The sequence below is a fragment of the Myxococcus sp. AM011 genome, assembly GCF_013372595.1.
Classification (GTDB): Bacteria; Myxococcota; Myxococcia; order Myxococcales; family Myxococcaceae; genus Myxococcus; species Myxococcus eversor.
On the sequence record NZ_JABXEM010000001.1, the window covers coordinates 138194 to 154007 of the forward strand.

General features: G+C 69.5%; 12 protein-coding genes. 7 read left to right on the forward strand and 5 right to left on the reverse strand.

The features are described from left to right. Positions 1–18 precede the first annotated feature (18 nt). From HUW62_RS00405 to HUW62_RS00420, 4 genes are all read left to right on the forward strand, one after another. Positions 19–990 carry a LysR family transcriptional regulator gene (locus HUW62_RS00405; protein ID WP_176433214.1) on the forward strand — a complete coding sequence of 324 codons (972 nt, stop codon included), beginning with the start codon at positions 19–21 and terminating at the stop codon, positions 988–990. A gap of 138 nt (positions 991–1128) precedes the next feature. Beyond that, a complete protein-coding gene (locus HUW62_RS00410) occupies positions 1129–1458 on the forward strand; it encodes a PadR family transcriptional regulator (protein ID WP_176433215.1) in 330 nt (109 codons plus the stop codon). A 1-nt stretch (position 1459) separates the two neighbouring features. Beyond that, positions 1460–1819: a DUF1048 domain-containing protein gene (locus tag HUW62_RS00415; RefSeq protein WP_176433216.1), complete on the forward strand. Its 360-nt coding sequence runs from the start codon at positions 1460–1462 to the stop codon at positions 1817–1819. A gap of 310 nt (positions 1820–2129) precedes the next feature. After that, a complete protein-coding gene (locus HUW62_RS00420) occupies positions 2130–3323 on the forward strand; it encodes a serine hydrolase domain-containing protein (protein WP_368670311.1) in 1194 nt (397 codons plus the stop codon). A gap of 86 nt (positions 3324–3409) precedes the next feature. Here the strand turns inward: HUW62_RS00420 and HUW62_RS00425 are convergent, their stop codons facing one another. Continuing rightward, positions 3410–4501, reverse strand: a complete 1092-nt coding sequence (locus HUW62_RS00425; RefSeq protein WP_176433218.1) for a hypothetical protein — start codon at positions 4499–4501, stop codon at positions 3410–3412. 134 nt (positions 4502–4635) lie between these two features. On the opposite strand from HUW62_RS00425, the gene HUW62_RS00430 reads away from it, so the two are divergent. Continuing rightward, on the forward strand, positions 4636–8244 hold the full coding sequence (locus HUW62_RS00430; RefSeq protein ID WP_176433219.1) for a serine/threonine-protein kinase: 3609 nt from the start codon (positions 4636–4638) through the stop codon (positions 8242–8244). 6 nt (positions 8245–8250) lie between these two features. Here the strand turns inward: HUW62_RS00430 and HUW62_RS00435 are convergent, their stop codons facing one another. Continuing rightward, positions 8251–8826, reverse strand: coding sequence for a hypothetical protein (locus tag HUW62_RS00435; protein WP_176433220.1), 576 nt, complete (start codon positions 8824–8826; stop codon positions 8251–8253). 54 nt (positions 8827–8880) lie between these two features. Then, positions 8881–10476, reverse strand: a complete 1596-nt coding sequence (locus HUW62_RS00440; RefSeq protein ID WP_176433221.1) for a sigma 54-interacting transcriptional regulator — start codon at positions 10474–10476, stop codon at positions 8881–8883. A gap of 284 nt (positions 10477–10760) precedes the next feature. Here HUW62_RS00440 and HUW62_RS00445 point away from each other — a divergent pair, with 284 nt between their 5' ends. After that, the gene (locus HUW62_RS00445; RefSeq protein ID WP_176433222.1) at positions 10761–12122 is read left to right on the forward strand and encodes a GON domain-containing protein; all 1362 of its coding nucleotides are present in this window, start codon (positions 10761–10763) and stop codon (positions 12120–12122) included. A 134-nt stretch (positions 12123–12256) separates the two neighbouring features. Here HUW62_RS00445 and HUW62_RS00450 read toward each other — a convergent pair whose 3' ends face one another. Further along, the gene (locus tag HUW62_RS00450) at positions 12257–13402 is read right to left on the reverse strand and encodes an acyltransferase family protein (RefSeq protein WP_368670314.1); all 1146 of its coding nucleotides are present in this window, start codon (positions 13400–13402) and stop codon (positions 12257–12259) included. A 230-nt stretch (positions 13403–13632) separates the two neighbouring features. Here HUW62_RS00450 and HUW62_RS00455 point away from each other — a divergent pair, with 230 nt between their 5' ends. Further along, positions 13633–13932 carry an alpha/beta fold hydrolase gene (locus HUW62_RS00455; RefSeq protein WP_217911007.1) on the forward strand — a complete coding sequence of 100 codons (300 nt, stop codon included), beginning with the start codon at positions 13633–13635 and terminating at the stop codon, positions 13930–13932. A 120-nt stretch (positions 13933–14052) separates the two neighbouring features. Here the strand turns inward: HUW62_RS00455 and HUW62_RS00460 are convergent, their stop codons facing one another. Further along, positions 14053–15747, reverse strand: a complete 1695-nt coding sequence (locus tag HUW62_RS00460) for an LVIVD repeat-containing protein (protein WP_176433223.1) — start codon at positions 15745–15747, stop codon at positions 14053–14055. Positions 15748–15814: the final 67 nt, after the last annotated feature.

Genomic DNA, 15814 nt, shown 5'->3' on the forward strand with positions numbered 1-15814 from the left:
ATAGCATGAATGCCAATCATGAATGCTGTGAGTGCCAGGGAACTCGACCTCAACCTGTTGCGCGTGCTCGTCGCCGTCGCCGACACGGGCTCGGTCACGAAAGCGGCCGCGGGGCTCTACCTCACGCAGTCGGCGGTGAGCGCGGCGCTCGCCCGGCTCAGCGTGTCGTTGGACACGCCGATGCTCGCGCGCCACGGCCGTGGCGTGATTCTGACCAGCCGGGCCGCGCGCCTCGTGACCGAGGTCCGCCCGCTGCTCGAGGCGATGCTCCAGGCCGCGCTCGCACCGGCGCGCTTCGACCCCCGCACGAGCGAGCGAATCGTCCGCCTCGGGCTGGCCGACTTCGCGGACGAGTGGCTGCTGCCGCCGCTGTTGCGCCGGCTCGGACGCGACGCGCCCAAGATGCGGCTCGTCTGCACGCCGGTCCAGTTCCGCACGGTGGTCGACGCGCTGGCGACCCGCCGGGTCGACCTCGCGGCCACGGTCATCGACACGCTGCCGCGCGGCATCCTGCGCACGCCGCTCGTCCGTGGCCACTTCGTCTGCCTGTTCGACCCGCGCCACGTGCGCCTCGGCGCGAGACCCAGCAAGCGCGCGTATCTCGCGCAGGAGCACGTCATCGTCTCCTTCAACGGAGACCTCCGCGGCACGGTCGAGGACAGGTTCGGCGTCGAGCGACGCGTCCGGTGCTCGGTCGCGAGCTTCAGCGCGATTGGAGCCATCGTCGACGGCGGCGAACTGGTGGCGACCTTGCCCGAGGCCTTCGCGGCGCAGCTCCAGCGGCAGCGGCCGCATCTTCGCACCGCGCCCTTTCCCTTCGCGCATCCCGCCGGCGGCATGGACCTGCTCTGGCCCGCCGCGCTGGACGAGGACGAGGCGTTCGCCTTCGTGCGCGCCGCGATGCTCGATATCGCCAGGCAGACGCCCGCGGTGAGGCCCAAGCTCGAAGCCGCGGTCCGCGAGCTCACGGAGCCGATGGTCCCGTCCTGACCCGGTGGTCCGGTCTGCGGCCCGCACGTCAGCGACGTGAAGGCGTTCATGCCTTCCCGCCAGGGGGCTTGCGCTGCCGCTATTCTGCGTTACTATGTACCGGTAGTCAGCAGTGCTGAGTAGTTCGGGGAGTGTTTCGTGGGCAAGCAGATGACGGAGATGCTCAAGGGCACGCTGGAGGGCATCGTCCTGGCGATCCTGTCCTTGCGGCCGGAGTACGGCTACGAAATCACGGCGCGGCTGCGGGAGATGGGCTTCACCGACATCGCCGAGGGCACCGTCTATGCGTTGCTCGTCAGGATTGAGCAGCGCGGTCTGGTGGGGGTGGAGAAGGTCCCGTCCGAGAAGGGGCCGCCGCGCAAGGTGTACTCGCTCAACGCGCAGGGACAGGCCTATCTCGAAGACTTCTGGCGGACGTGGAGCTTCCTCACTGAACGGCTCGACCAACTCCAAAAAGGAGGCAGATGACATGTTCATCTCAAGGTTCATCTCGAAGGTGATCGGCGAGAAGACGCAGTGGCGGCGGTACAAGGCGCGCACGAAACAACTTCCCGCGAGCTATCGCACGGCGGTCGAGGCGCTGGAGCGGTACCTGATGTATTTCGGGACGGGAGGCGACGGGACCGCCATCTATGCGGACCTCGTCGACCTGTTCGAACAGAGCGCGGCGAACCGGACCCCCATCCGCCAGGTTGTCGGGGAAGACCCCGTGGAGTTCATCGAGACGTTCGTCCGGAACTACCCGAAGGGGCAGTGGATCCTCCGGGAGCGGGAGCGGCTGACCCGCGCGCTCGAGCACGCCGCCGAAGAAGAAGCGAAGGGCCTTTGATGCAGACACAGCACGGCGCCCACGTGCTGCGTTCGTAACGAACTCCACGCTGTCAGCGCACCAGAACCGAGCAAGGACGCCGTCGAGCCCCAGGGCTCCGACAGGCATTGCGACGTCGCGATTCACCGCGCTCTTGAAACACGAGCAGCAACAGACCCGGGACGCCAGCTCGCGAAGCACGAGGGCAGGCGTCGCGTCGCTGTACAAGCAATGCGTTTCAGACCCTCTCACAGAGCAAAGGAAGTGAGTCATGTTGGAGACGACACGCGTACCCGTGGTGCACGGACACGTCGAGGACGGCTGGGGGAAGGTGGCCGATGTCTTCCGGGCGAACTTCGAAGGGACCCCTGGTGAGGTCGGCGCGGCGTGCTGCGTCTACGTGGATGGCCGTCCCGTCGTCGACTTGTGGGGCGGCCTCGCCGCTCGCGAGGCGAACCGTCCATGGAACGAAGACACCCTCGCGCTGGTCGCATCCACGACCAAGGGCGCGACGGCGATCTGCGCCCATCTGCTGGCACAGCGCGGCGAACTCGAGCTGGACGCCCCGGTGGTCAAGTACTGGCCGGAGTTCGGCGCTGCCGGCAAGGCGCATATCCCCGTGCGCTGGCTGCTCTCACACCAGGCCGGTCTGCCCGTCGTCGACGGTCCGCTGACGTTCGAGGATGCCTGTGCGTGGCACCCGGTCATCCGGGCACTCGAGGCGCAGAAGCCGGAGTGGCAGCCGGGCACCGAGCACGTCTACCACGGCATGACCTTCGGGTTCCTGGTCGGGGAGGTCGTGCGGCGAATCACTGGCAAGTCGCTCGGCACCTTCTTCGCCGACGAGGTCGCCGCCCCGCTCGGGCTGCGCGCCTGGATGGGGCTGCCCGAGGCGCAAGAGGGGAGGGTGGCGCAAATCGAGTACGCCGCTCCATTCACATTGGAGGAGATGACCGCCGGGATGATTGAGACCACGGGCCTCGATAGGGAGACGGTCATCGCCTGGATGAACGCCGTGTGGGGCCCGGACTCCATCCAGGCCCGCGCCGGCCAGCTCGGCGGCGCCTTCGACCACACCAGCGGCTACATGAATACGCGTGCCTTCCGCGCCGCTGAGTTCCCTTTCGGGAACATGTTCTCGGACGCGCGTTCGCTGGCGCGGATGTATGCGGCCACGGTGAGCGACGTCGACGGCGTGCGGCTGCTGAATCCGGAGACAGTGGAGAAGATGACCGTCGTCCACACCGACAAGACGAGGATGAACGGGCTGCCGCCGGGACTGGATGTTCCGGCCAACCGCTCCTTCAACATGTCGCTCGGGTTCTGGCGAGCCTGCCCGCCGATGCCCCTCGTCGGGCCCGGGTCGTTCGGCCATCCCGGCTCCGGCGGCTCGATTGGCTTCGCCGACCCCGATGCCAGTGTCGGCTTCGGCTACGTCACGAACCTCTGGTCCTTCCGGATCGGCGAACCGCGAGCGTCAAACCTGGCCGCGGCCGTCGTCGCCTGCCTCGGGGCTCGACGCTGAGGCGCTGCTCGACTCACCAGGAGCTTCGTCCGGCGCGTTCCATCGCGAAATCGTGCCCGCGCGGTGGGCTGGCGCGAGGAGACGGCTCAGCGCGCGGAGAGCGAGATGGCGCGCAGGTTCTTCTCCGCGCCCCCGAGGACCATGGAGGTGCCATCGGCGGAGAAGGCGATGGCTCGAAGCGAGCGGGTGCCGGCCTTGTACGCGCTCCATCGCCCATCGTTTCCCAGCTCGATGACCAGGCCGTTGTTGGTTCCAATCACACCCAGACCCTCTCCGCGAAAACAGATGGAGTCGCCACGGGTGTTCGTGCCGCCCGTTACTCGGCGTGCGAGTGTGCCCAACGAGTGGCGCGCGAGTTCGGCGCCGCTCGCCGCATCCAACACGAGCATGTCATGGCTCACTCCTCCGCCGACGGTCATCAACCGGTTCGACGTGGGGTCGAGGGCCATGGCGGCGACGGTGCCCTCGGTGACGAGCCGCGACGGCGCGCGCTGCCATAGCAGGCGGGAGTCGGCGACCCGCACCGCGGAGATGCGGGAGAAGGAGGTGGCTGTGTAGAGGACATCGCCCTCGGGCGACAGGACCGCGCACACCTCCTCATCGAGCCACTGGGACGGCAGCAAGGGCTGGCACCCGAGGGAGGTCCGGGAGACCCGCACCATGGACGGCTCCGGCGTCACCAGGGCAGGCACGGCGGCGGCGAGGGCCGGGTCCACTCGGCGTGTCTCTGTCTTGACTACGTCTCCGTCGCGGAACGTCTCCGCCCAGTTCGGCGACTGTGCGATGAACTGCTCGTCGTCAATCCATGCAAAGGGGCGCATGACGGGCAGGGTGTGCGCGACCTGGAAGGTGTCCAGGTCTATCAACTGGCAGCAGGCTGCTCGGCCAGCGAGCAGCGGGCCTCCCGTGAGGAGCCAGCGTCCGCTGGGCGAGAGCGCACCGGGGCCCAGCGGGCCCGTCAGCTCGGCCTCGATTTCAAGGCGGGTGCCACTGCGCCGCAGCAGTCGACCGGGCTGGTCGGCATGGCCGGGCGCCTCGATGACCAGGAGCGAGCCCCGTGGCTCGAAGGCGAGGAACCGGACGTACGGGACGGTGTCCTTCGCCAGGGGCGTGGACGCCGCGCGGGGAGGCGCGGGTGCGAGCCTGGGAAGCAACTCCGTGCAGTCGATCAGTCGCATGCGGGGATGATATCCCGTGAGCGTCAAGACCTTGTCGACTTCATTTCGGTGGGGCGCGGAGTCAAAGGAGACACTCGACGTCGTCGCGGCCGGGGCCGGCGAAGGCAAGCGGACATGATAGGGTTTGCGCCCTCATGGACCTGCAAGCCGAACTCCGTATCGCCCTGGCGGAGGGCTTTGTCTCGCGCGACGAGGCGGACGCGTTGCTGGAGGAGGCGCGGCGTCGAGGGGTCGGGCTCCTGGCCTTGCTCGCGGAGAAGGGGCGGCTCTCGGCGGCGGAGCTCCCATCGCCGCGCGTCCATGCCGCGCGCTCTCCTGTTCAGGACGCCGATGCGACAGTGTCGGACGGCAAGGGCGCCCATCTCGGGAAGCCCTCGGACTCGGAGCCCGCCTTTCCGGTGCCCGGCTGGGAGCGCTATCAGCCGGTGCGCTTCCTGGGAAAGGGCGGCATGGGGCAGGTCTTCCTGGCGCATGACCCACGGCTGCGCCGCCAGGTCGCCCTGAAGTTCGTGCTCGGTGGCGCCCCCGAACTGGTGCGCCGCCTGCTGTCCGAGGCGTCCGCGCAGGCTCGCGTGGAGCATGAGCGCGTGTGCAAGGTGTACGAGGTGGGCGAGGTCCAGGGACACCCGTACATCTCCATGCAGTACGTGCAAGGACTGCCCCTCCACCAGCTCGCCTCCGCGCTGACCGTGGAGCAGAAGGTGCTGGTCCTGCGCGACATCACCGAGGGCGTCCATGCCGCCCATCGTGCCGGGCTCATCCACCGCGACCTCAAGCCCTCCAACATCCTGGTGGAGCGCGCCGAGGACGGTCGCCTCCGTCCCTACGTCATGGACTTCGGCCTGGCGCGCGACTGGAAGGAGGGCGTCACCGCCACCGGCTCCGTGCTGGGCACGCCGCACTACATGGCCCCCGAGCAGGCCCGGGGAGAGGTGTCCCGCCTGGACCGACGCGCGGACGTCTACAGCCTGGGCGCCACGCTGTACCACCTGCTGACGGGCCAGGCCCCCATCTCCGGAGACAATGCCCTGGAGGTGCTCGCGAACGTGGCCACCGTGGAGCCCCGCCCGCCGCGTGCGCTGGATGCAGCCATCCCCGAGGACCTGGAGGCCATCGTCCTCAAGTGTCTGGAGAAGGAGCGTGGCGCCCGCTACGGCTCCGCGCGCGAACTGGCGGAGGAACTGGAGCGCTTCCTCGCGGGAGAGCCCGTGCGTGCGCGCCCCGTCGGGCCGGGCTACCGCCTGCGCAAGCGGCTGCGAAAGCACCGCGTGCTCGCCACCGTCGTCGGCCTGGCGCTGGTGCTGACGGGCGCGGCGCTGGGACAGGCCGCGTACACCCGCCAGGAGGCCGCCCGCCGTGAGCGCCTGGCCCAGCGCTTCACCGAGCAGGTGGAGCGCGTGGAGGCGCTGGCCCGCTACTCCGGCCTGTCGCGGATGCACGACACGCGCGAGGACCGCGAGGAGCTTCGTGGGCACCTGGAGGCGCTGGCGGGGGAGGTGCGCGACGCCGGTGCGCTGGCCGCCGGCCCGGGCCAGTACGCCCTGGGGCGCGGCTTCCTGGCGCTGGGAGAGGAGGCCACGGCGCGCGGGCACCTGGAGGCCGCGTGGCGGCAAGGCTACCGCGAGCCCCGCGTCGCCTGGGCGCTGGCGGTGGTGCTGGGACACCTGTACCAGGAGGCGCTGCTGGACGTGGAGCGCCTGCCGGACGCCGCCCAGCGCCAGGCTCGCCGAGAGACCCTGGCGCGCGACTACCGCGAGCCGGCCCTGACCTGGCTGCGCTCGAGCGAGGGCGCGGAGGTGCCCTCCACGGACTACGTGGCGGCGCTGTTCGCCTTCTACGAGGACCGGCTGGATGAGGCGCTGGCACGGCTGGAGCCGGCGGGACGGCGCAGGGCGTGGTTCCACGAGGCGCACCTGCTGCGCGGCGACATCCTCCAGACGCGGGCCGCGCGGCGCTGGAACTCGGGGGACCGGGACGGCGCGCGCGCGGACCTGGAGGCGGGACGCAGGGCCTGCGCGGACGCGGCCGCCACCGCCGAGAGCGTGCCCGACGTCCACTTCGCGCTGGCGAGGCTGGAGTACACCGCGCTGGTGATGGAGCTGTATGGCCAGGGAGACGTCCAGCCCCCGTACACCCGTGGCCTGGAGGCGGTGGCGCGGGCGCTCGCGGCCGATGCGGGCTTCGCGCGGGCGAAGGTGTTGGAGGCACGCTTCCACAACCGCATGGCGGAGCACGGGATGATGCGGGGCGAGCCGGTGGAGCCGCTCCTCGAGAAGGCGATGGCCTCCGCGAGGGAGGCGCTGGCCTTCCGCCCCGAGCCCGTCAAGGCGCGCATGGAGCTGGGGCAGAGCCTGCGGCGCCAGGCCCGCGCGCTGGAGGCCCGGGGGCTGGACCCCAGCGAGCCGCTGCGACAGGCCATCGAAGCGCTGGAGGGCGTCCCCGAGAAGGCGCGGGATTACGAACTGCACGCCACGCTCGGCCTGGTCTTCAGCATCCAGGCCGACCGCGCGGAGGCCACGGGAAAAGACCCGCTGCCCGCTCGCGGACGGGCCATCCAGGCCTACCGCGAGGCCATCCGCCTGAACGAACAGCTGCCAGATGCCTGGCTCAACCTGGGAACGAACCACCTGTCGCGGGCCACCTTCCCGAACTCGCCCGACGCGGAAGGAGACCTGGAAGGGGCCCGCGTCGCGCTGGAGAAGGCCCGGACGCTCAACCCGGGAAACTTCGTGACGTACTTCCTGGGAGGCCAACTCCACCAGGAGCTGGCGGGCCGGCGCTCGCGCCAGGGCGGTGACGCCCGGCCGGACCTGGAGACGGCGCTGGACCTCTACCAGCGTGGCATCGCCATCAACGCGCGCATCCCCCAGTTCCACCTGGGGGAGAGCGCGGTGTTGCTGGAGCTGGCACGAGAGGCCTGGGACCGGGGAGGGGACCCGTTCCCCCTGTTGGAGCGTGCTCGGAGCGCCTGCGCGCGGGCCATCGCCGTGGCCCCCAGGCAAGGCTATGGACAGAACAACCTGGGCGAGGTGCACGCCGCGCGCGCCCTGTACCGGTGGCTGCTGGGTGAGAATCCGGAGGCGGACGCTCACGAGGCCGAGACGGCCTATCGCGAGGCGCTCGCGCTGCTGCCCGGCCTGGCCCATCCCTGGGCCAACCTGGCGAAGCCGCACCACCTGCGCGCTGTGTTCGCGCTGGAGCACGGACGCGACCCGTCCCCGGCGCTGGCAAAGGCCCTGGAGGCCCTCCGCGAGGCCTTCGCGCGCAATCCCGAGGAGGCCCAGGCCTGGCTGTACCAGGGGCGGGTCCACGAGGTGCGTGCGAACTGGCTGGCCTCGCGCGGCCAGCGAGAGGCCGCGGGCATGGCCTTCGACGAGGCGGCACGGGCCTTCGAGAAGGCGCTCCAGCTCAAGCCCGGGCGACAGGACCACCAGGTCGCTTTCGGTCAATTCTGCCAGGCGCGCGCCCTCTGGGCGGAGGCCTTGGGGCAGGCGCCTGGCCCGTGGCTGGAGCGAGGGTTGGGTGTGGTCGACACGCTGCTCATCGCGCGTCCGGAGTGGGCGGAGGCGCTGCTGCTGCGCGCGAGCCTGCTGCGGGTGAAGGAGGCGAGGCTGACCTCCTCCGGTGAACAGCGGGTGGGGGGCGGCATGCGGGAGGCGGCTGACGCGGCGCTCGCGCGAAACCCCCACCTGGGGCACCTCTGGGCGCGGCAGGCCCCCTCGGTGGCCCAGGCCGCGCCCTGAGGGGACTCACCTTGGCCCGCGGGCGTCCTCCTCTTCATTCGTGGAGGTCGCTACCTCCAGCTTGCCGATGATGACGTCCATGGGAGGGATACGCGCCGCGCTCCCCTGGGGGGCACAGCCAGGGCCGCCCGTGTTTCCCACGAATTTGATCTGCCCGGAGGAGACCCCTGGCGCGAGGGTCAGCTGACAGCTCTGACCTTTCTCGAGGGTGATGGTCCCAAGGGCTCCCATCTTCTTTTGACATTCATCGGCGAGGGTGAGGCATTTCGGCTGCGGCTGGGAGAGGTCGAAAGTCATTTCTCCAGCGAAGAGGACGTAGGTGGCGGCCTGGCATTTCGAGTCGAACGTGATGGTCCCCCCGGGGTCGACGCAGCGGTTGACGTCGCCGAGGCCATCCACCTCGACCGCCGTCTGACCGCTGGTCTTGAGGGCAGGGCAATAATATTGCCGGACCGGCCCCTTCCCGGCCCCGTTGGCGCTGTCCCCGGGTCTGGCATTTCTCCCGCCGCATCCCAGCGTTCCCAGCAGCAGCCCCGCCATCACCCAACGACGAACCCAAGCCCTCGACTCGTTCCTGCTCATGTCTGTCCAATCCTCCTGAGTGATTCAATTGCAATGGTCGGACCAGCGTGCCCTTCAGCCCAGGCCGAGCTCCTTGAGCCTGCGGCCCAGCGCGCGCCGGGAGACCTCGAGCTGGCGCACCATGGCGTCCAGGTCCCCCTTGCAGGCGTGGAAGCACCGGGTGAGTTCCTCCACGCTCAGGTCTCCGGCGGTGCGCAGGTCGGGATTGCGCTCGATGAGGTCATAGATGGAGGTGCGGTGGATGCCGAGCCGGTCCGCGGCGGCCTGGAAGTCCCAGCCTCCCTCGCGCAGCGCGGTGAGCAGCTCCGCCGAGGAGATGTCCGCGGGCTTGCGGCGGGAGGCGGAGGGCGCCGAGGTGGAGGGCGCGCTGGTGGGGCGGCCCACGAGGGGAGTCCCGACGGGGAACAGCTCCTCTTCGAGCTGGGCGTCGAGCCTCAGGCGTGACTGGCCGCGGCTGCCGATGACGAGCTGCCTTACCACGTTGCGCAGCTGCCGGAGGTTGCCTGGCCAGCCGTGCCGCACCAGGCGCACCGCGAGCGGGGCTGGGAGCCAGGGCTCGCGGAAGGGGTCCCCGGGACTCAGCCGGTGCGCCTCGCCCAGCGCTTCCAGTTCCTCGCGGGCGAAGTGGTGGAAGAGTGGCCCCACATCCTCGGGCCGCTCGCGCAGGGGGGGCACGCGGATGGAGTAGCCGGCCAGCCGGTGCAAGAGCGGCGCCTTGAAGCGGCCGTCGCGAATCTGCTCCTCCAGGTGCGCGTCCGTGGCGGCCACCAGCCGCACGTCCACGGCGATGGGCGTGCGCGAGCCGACCGGATAGAGCTCCCCTGTCTCCAGCACGCGCAGCAGCATGACCTGGACCTCGGGGGGCGCCTCGCCCACCTCATCCAGGAACAACGTGCCGCCCTGGGCCGCCTGGAAGAAGCCGTCCTGGTCCTTCACCGCGCCGGTGAAGGCCCCCTTGCGTGCGCCGAACAGCTCGGAGGCCGCGAGCTCCCGGGGGATGGCACCCAGGTTGATGCTGACGAAGGGCCGCAGCCGCCGGGGGCTGCGTTGGTGGATGGCGCGGGCGATGAGCTCCTTGCCGGAGCCCGTCTCGCCCCGGATGAGCACGGACACTCCCAGGTCCGCCACCTGCTCGACGTGGTGGCGCACCCGCTGGATGCCGGCGCTGGCTCCCACCATGCCCAGCATGTCCTGGCCCCTGGGGGATGGGGGCTCCGCCAGGTGCAGCAGCAGCACCACGCGGCCAGCCAACACCAGCGGCACCCCGGCGGCGACCTCTTCCGAGGACAGCTCCCAGGGCCCCTGGAGCGGCTCATCGCCGAGCGAGACCTTGGCGCCCTCGGCCGGTGACAGCCGAAGGCCTCCGTGCGGGCCGGGCGAGAGGACCAGCGGCTTGCGGCTGATGAATGGGTCGGCCAGATGCGAACCCAGGGCCGAGCCAGGAGGGATGAAGGCCGGGGCATTGCGGGACAGCTCCACCTCGCGGCCGGCGGCGAGCGCCTCAAGCAGCACGCGGTCCCCCACGCGGTGGGGCTGGGGATGCGAGACGACGGTCAGCGCAGTGAGGAGCGGTGCGCCGTGAGGGTGCCGCTCCTCGCCAGACTCGGGAACGTTCGCCGTGGAGAAGTCCTCCAAGGGGGGCTCGCGCATGAAACTCCAGAGGGGACCGCCGCGGGAGCCGTGACTCTACTTCGGCCCGCTCCGCTCGTTCCTCTCACGAAGCAGGGTGACTGCCGACCCGGCCCGTCGGAGCGAATCGAGCAGGACGACGGTCCACACGTGGCGGCGTGGGCTCGACGCGTGGAAGCGCCTCTTGAAAGGGGCGCTGGCGGGGGCGTTGCTCGTGGGGCGCGTTTCCACGGCGTGGCATCCGCGTTGCTCATGCGCCGCCCGACTGCATTCCGCGGTCTGCCGTCTCTCCAAGGAGTCCCATCATGCGTACCTGGAAGAAGCCGCTCCTCTCCGCCGCCGTCGCACGGCGTCCTCGTCTTGGCGCCGGGCTTGGGGCCCTCTTCATGGGCCTGGTCGCGCTGAGCACGGGTTGCGGCGAGGCAGCGGAGTCGGGCAACGAAGAGACCTTCTCCGCCCTCGCGCCGCAGGACCTGCAGGGCACTCCAGTCACCTGTCAGCAGGTCAAGAACGCCAATCCCTCGGCGAGGGATGGTGAGTACACGCTGTACTTCAATGGCTATCGCTTCCAGCCCTGGAAGGCCTGGTGCCATGACATGGTCGGCACACCCACCGAGTACCTGACGCTGAAACAGACGGGCACCACCTCCAACTACTCCCAGTACACCGTCGGCGGGGAAACGATTGGAGAAACCGTGCGCACGACCTATTTCAGGCTGCGCATCGACCCCCTCACCCTGCGCGTGAACACCGCGGACCAGCGCTTCTCCTCCTCCACGGGAGGGCTCTACTTCATGGGCTCCCTGGTGAGCTCGATGCCGTACGCCTCGGCCATGTCCTGTAACAGGAGCGCCGTGGGCGCAGCCAACCTCGACCTGCGCGACACCCCCTTCAGCGTGGCGACCAACCAATTCTCCCTCGGGGGGGAGCTTCCGTCTGGCACCAGCAACTACAGCCAGTCGGACCAGGTCGTCGACATGCTGGGGGGCGGCTGGTGCGGCTGGAACTCGCTCACCGGCATCAGCAACCCCTCCAACCAGAACGGCGGCCTGTTGCAACTCAAGCTCACGCACAACAAGCCCAGGTCATGCGAGGAACTCAAGGACGCCTATGGCTATTCGGGGGATAACGAATACACGCTGTACATCAATGGCAACCCCAACAAGCCCTGGCAGGTGTGGTGCCGGAACATGGCTGGCACGCCCCTCGATTACCTGGTGTTGAGGAATGTGGGCGCCTCCAACTACTCCCAGTACACCGCTGGGGGCGCCTCTCCAGGCATCAGCGTGCGCACGTCCTACTCCAGGTTGCGCATCGATCCACTCAACCTGTACGTGGTCATCACGGACCGGACCTTCACCACTTCCACGGGGGGGCTCCTTCACGGCAACAGCGTCCCGGTGAACTCGATGCCGTACGCCACGGCCATGTCCTGTGATGGGACCGCCTCGGGCATGGCCAATCTCGACCTGCGAGGCACCTCCTTCAGCGTGTCGAGCAACCCCTTCGCCCTCAGTGGCTATGTGCCGGTCGGAAACACCCAGGTCATCAACGCCCAGGTGTTCAACCTGACAGGGGGCGGCTGGTGCGGTTGGAACTCGGTCTACGGTTTCACCGACCCCCTCAACGGCACCAACGAGCACCTGTCCCTGGTCTACACCCCCTAGAAGTCCTGTCGCGCCTGGAGCCCGAGGCTCACCCCCTCAGCCTCGGCGCTCCGCTCTTGCGCGCTGATGAGGGGCGTGGGCCATGCGCTGGAATGCAACGCATGGGGGAAGATGCGCGCATCCACCCGGTGGGGTTAGCGGGTCGCGGCTTGGGGCGAAGGCTCGTGGGCGAGCCGGGTCTCCAGCCTGGAGCGCCACTTCAGCGCGGGCCGCTCCACGCCGTGGTGAAGCGCGAGTGACGCGAGCAGCACCGCTACGGCGCCACCCAGCAGCGTGGCGGGGTGGAAGGTGTCCAGGCCATAGGGCTCCAGCGCGACACGGACGCCGTGCTGCACGGCCTTGTGGGTGAGATAGACGGTGAAGCTCAGCACCGCGAAGGTCCTCACGCCGGGGATGCGGGCGCACACGCGCGAGGCGGTGGGGCCCGCCATGGCCACGAGCAGCGCCGCGTAGCCCACCGACGTCAGGGGGAAGGCGAGCATCGTGTGGGCCAGGTATCGGAAGTGTTCCTCGTTCAGCCAGAACACGCTGGCCAGGCAAGCGACTCCCACCAACGCCAGGCCTCCGGCGCGGGCCCCTTGTGTCCATCGCTCCCAGGCCGCGGGCCGGAAGACGCGCAGCGCCGCGAGCAATACGCCACACGTCAGTCCGTCGAGCCGCGCGTACGTCGGGTAGTACAGGAGCGTGTCGTAGCCACGCCACCCGGCTTCACCCGGCCCGAGCATGGAGAAGTGGCGCTGCCACAGGCCGGCCCGCAGGAGCATGCCTGCCACCATCAAACCCACCGCGCCCGCGAGGAGGTGTGGTGCCCGGACGCGCCCGCGCAGCGCGAGCACGGAGAGGGGCAGCACCAGGTAGAAGTGTTCCTCCACGCACAGCGACCACGCGTGGGAGAAGCCGTTCAGGCTCAGTCCGAAGTTCTGCGTGAAGGTGAGGAAGCGCCATGCGGGTGTCTCCACGGGGCGTTCACTCCACGCGGGAACGAAGAGGTACAGCGCCACCACGATGAGATAGGGCGGCAGGATGCGCATCGAGCGCCGCAGATAGAAGCGCTTCAGGGAGGGTGTCTCGCCCCGTGCCACCGGTTCCAGGAGCTGCGAGCCGATGAGGAATCCGCTCAACACGAAGAACAGCTCCACGCCCGTCCATCCGAAGTTGGCGAGCATCCGGTAGGTCTCGTGGTCGTCGGGGCGCGGGTAGTGGAAGAGGACGACGATGACGATGGCCAGGCACCGGAGCAGGTCCAGGCCGGCGAGGTGGCGCGGTTCGGTGGCGTTCAGCGGAGTCGGCTCTCAGCGGTGGGGATGCGCTGGATGCTAGGGGACATCGCCAGGCGTGCGGCACGAAATCCCGCGCCCCGGATGCACTTCGTCAGGCCTCGCCTTCGGGAATGCGGGGAGAGCCGGGACGCCGTGATTCTGGCGCACGCCAGGGCGGGCCTCCCCGGCGGATTCGCCCGCAGCCGCATCCGTGCCGCCTCGCGCTGTCGGGTCGCGAACTGAGACGCGCTGTGATTGCCGCCCCCGCAGGGCGGATATCGGATGCGCTGTTCTCCGGCAAGACGACGGTGGCCGCGTGGAGGACGAAGCCCTCCTGGTACGCGGTCTCGAAGCAGGACAGGACGACCGCGACGGAGCTCGAGCGATTCCTCGCCCAGCGCATGAAGGCGACGACCATCGAGCTCGACTCAGGACATCTGTCGCTCATCACGCACGCGGAGGAGATTGCCAACCTCATCTTGCAGGCCGCCAGAGCAGCTCCCGCCTCGAAGCCGGCGAGCGTCCCCTCCGAGCGTGACGGCGGACGCTAGCCGTCACCCAGACGCCCGACGTCGACGACTCGCATGCGCGGGCGGCGGGACTCCATTGGGCTGGGAACCCAAAGGCGGGACGACACGGCCTCCTGTGGCCGCGCCGCCCCGGATGCCGGGCTAGAGCTCGTTCATGATGAGCAGGCCGCGCGACGTGTCGACGATGTACACGTAGCCGTCGCCGGGGACGCGGATGCCGAGGGCGCCTTCGAAGACGTCGTCGGTGCGCCCCGGGTCCGTCTCGCGGTGGGTATTGTAATAGGCCACCTGCCGGGGCTGCGTGGGATTGGACACGTCCAGCACGCGCACACCCTCCTGGTACCATGCGACGTACAGGCGCGTGCCCACCAGGAGGATGTTGTGGATGGAGGTGGTGGGCCGGAGCCTGAACTCGCCAATCTTCACGATGTGCGCCGGGTCACTGGCGTCCAGCACGCGCAGGTGCGCGCCATGGTTCTCACCGCCCTCGAAGACGAGGGTGCGCCCGGCGAAGGTGCCCACCGCGTTGTGATGGGCCGTGGTGTTTGGGTAGGTGTAGGTCCCCAGCAGCTTCAGGTCGTTCGGGTCCTCGACGTCGACGACCTTGAGGCCGCCCTCGAAGTGACTGATGTAGAGCTTGCCCTGGTAGGCGAAGGCGTCATGCGCCCCGTCGTAGGGGCCCACCAGGGGAAGCGCGAGCCGCTGCAGCAGCACCGGCTCCAGCGGCGTGGACACATCGAACACGAGCGTGTTGCTCGAGGGCCAGAGCCCCATGCCGTAGAGGCGGTCCCCATCCACCAGCACGGTGTGCACGGCGAAGGGGGCGCTGGAGGGCACGCGGCGCACGAGCCGTGGGTCCGCCGGGTTGGAGATGTCGAAGACGACGATTCCGGTGTCCTGGCTGGCGACGTACAGCGCGTTCTCCTTGACCCACACGCTGTTCCAGAGCTGGTCGTCGGGGAGGCTGATGACCTTCTTCAGCACGGGGTTGCGCCGGTCCGTCACGTCGAAGACGGTGATGCCGCCCGGCTTGCCAGGACGAAGGTACGCATTGGCGGAGACGACGTAGGCGTGGTTCTTCGCGACGAAGATGTCCAACGGGGTGCCCTGCGCGACGTACGTCTCCGACACGAGCGAAAGGCCGCCGGAGGACTCGACCTCGCCTTCGCGCCACAGCATGCGGTGGGCGTCGGCGGTGGCCCGCTGCACCACGCGACCGTTGACGCACCGGGCGAAGCAGCCCGTGAAGGAGCGGTTGCTGGGGGCCTCACATCCCGCCAGCACGGTGGTGGTGCTTCCCCCGTCCCGGGTCAGGTTGTGGGTGCCAAGGAGCAGGCTGTCCGCGTCGCGCTCCTCGCGTGTGACGGGCGCGTAGAAGAACCTGCTGGGGCCGCCGTCGCCGACGAGGCCCATCGTCACGGTGTAGTACGAGCCCGCCACTCCGCCGTCCGCCAGCGCGGTCTCCTGGCGCAGCCGGACATGGTAGAGGCCGTCCCGAGGGACGTTGGCGAGCGTTGGCGAGTCGCAGGCGGACAGGTCGAAGATGGCCGGGTCGAGGCAGCCTCCAGCGGGGCTCTCGCCCACCTGAGGTACGAGCGCGCAGGACGAGAGCACGCCGGGGTCACCCGTGGCGTCTCCCAGCTCCTCCAGCACGGTGTACGTGCCGTCCCATGGCGGCGTCCCGGCATCGGGCGGCCCCGCGTCGGGAGTGCCCGAATCCTCGGGGACGCCTGCATCGGGCGTGGGCTGGGGCGAGTCGCGGCAGCCTGGAGCCGCGGAGAGCAGCAGTCCCCAGGTGACGAAGAGCACCCAGGACGGGCGAGGGGAAGACAGCATCGGGAGACCTCAAGGGGGATGCCACGCATCATTGCGGGCATCAGGATCAAAGCGGCTGCCCCTTTGA

Bases quoted from the DNA above. Each gene is read 5' to 3' on its own strand.
- HUW62_RS00405 (WP_176433214.1), top strand. From the start codon at position 19: ATGAATGCTGTGAGTGCCAGGGAACTCGACCTCAACCTGTTGCGCGTG.
- HUW62_RS00415 (WP_176433216.1), top strand. From the start codon at position 1,460: ATGTTCATCTCAAGGTTCATCTCGAAGGTGATCGGCGAGAAGACGCAG.
- HUW62_RS00425 (WP_176433218.1), bottom strand. From the start codon at position 4,501: ATGCGACTGATCGACTGCACGGAGTTGCTTCCCAGGCTCGCACCCGCG.
- HUW62_RS00430 (WP_176433219.1), top strand. From the start codon at position 4,636: ATGGACCTGCAAGCCGAACTCCGTATCGCCCTGGCGGAGGGCTTTGTC.
- HUW62_RS00435 (WP_176433220.1), bottom strand. From the start codon at position 8,826: ATGAGCAGGAACGAGTCGAGGGCTTGGGTTCGTCGTTGGGTGATGGCG.
- HUW62_RS00440 (WP_176433221.1), bottom strand. From the start codon at position 10,476: ATGCGCGAGCCCCCCTTGGAGGACTTCTCCACGGCGAACGTTCCCGAG.
- HUW62_RS00445 (WP_176433222.1), top strand. From the start codon at position 10,761: ATGCGTACCTGGAAGAAGCCGCTCCTCTCCGCCGCCGTCGCACGGCGT.
- HUW62_RS00460 (WP_176433223.1), bottom strand. From the start codon at position 15,747: ATGCTGTCTTCCCCTCGCCCGTCCTGGGTGCTCTTCGTCACCTGGGGA.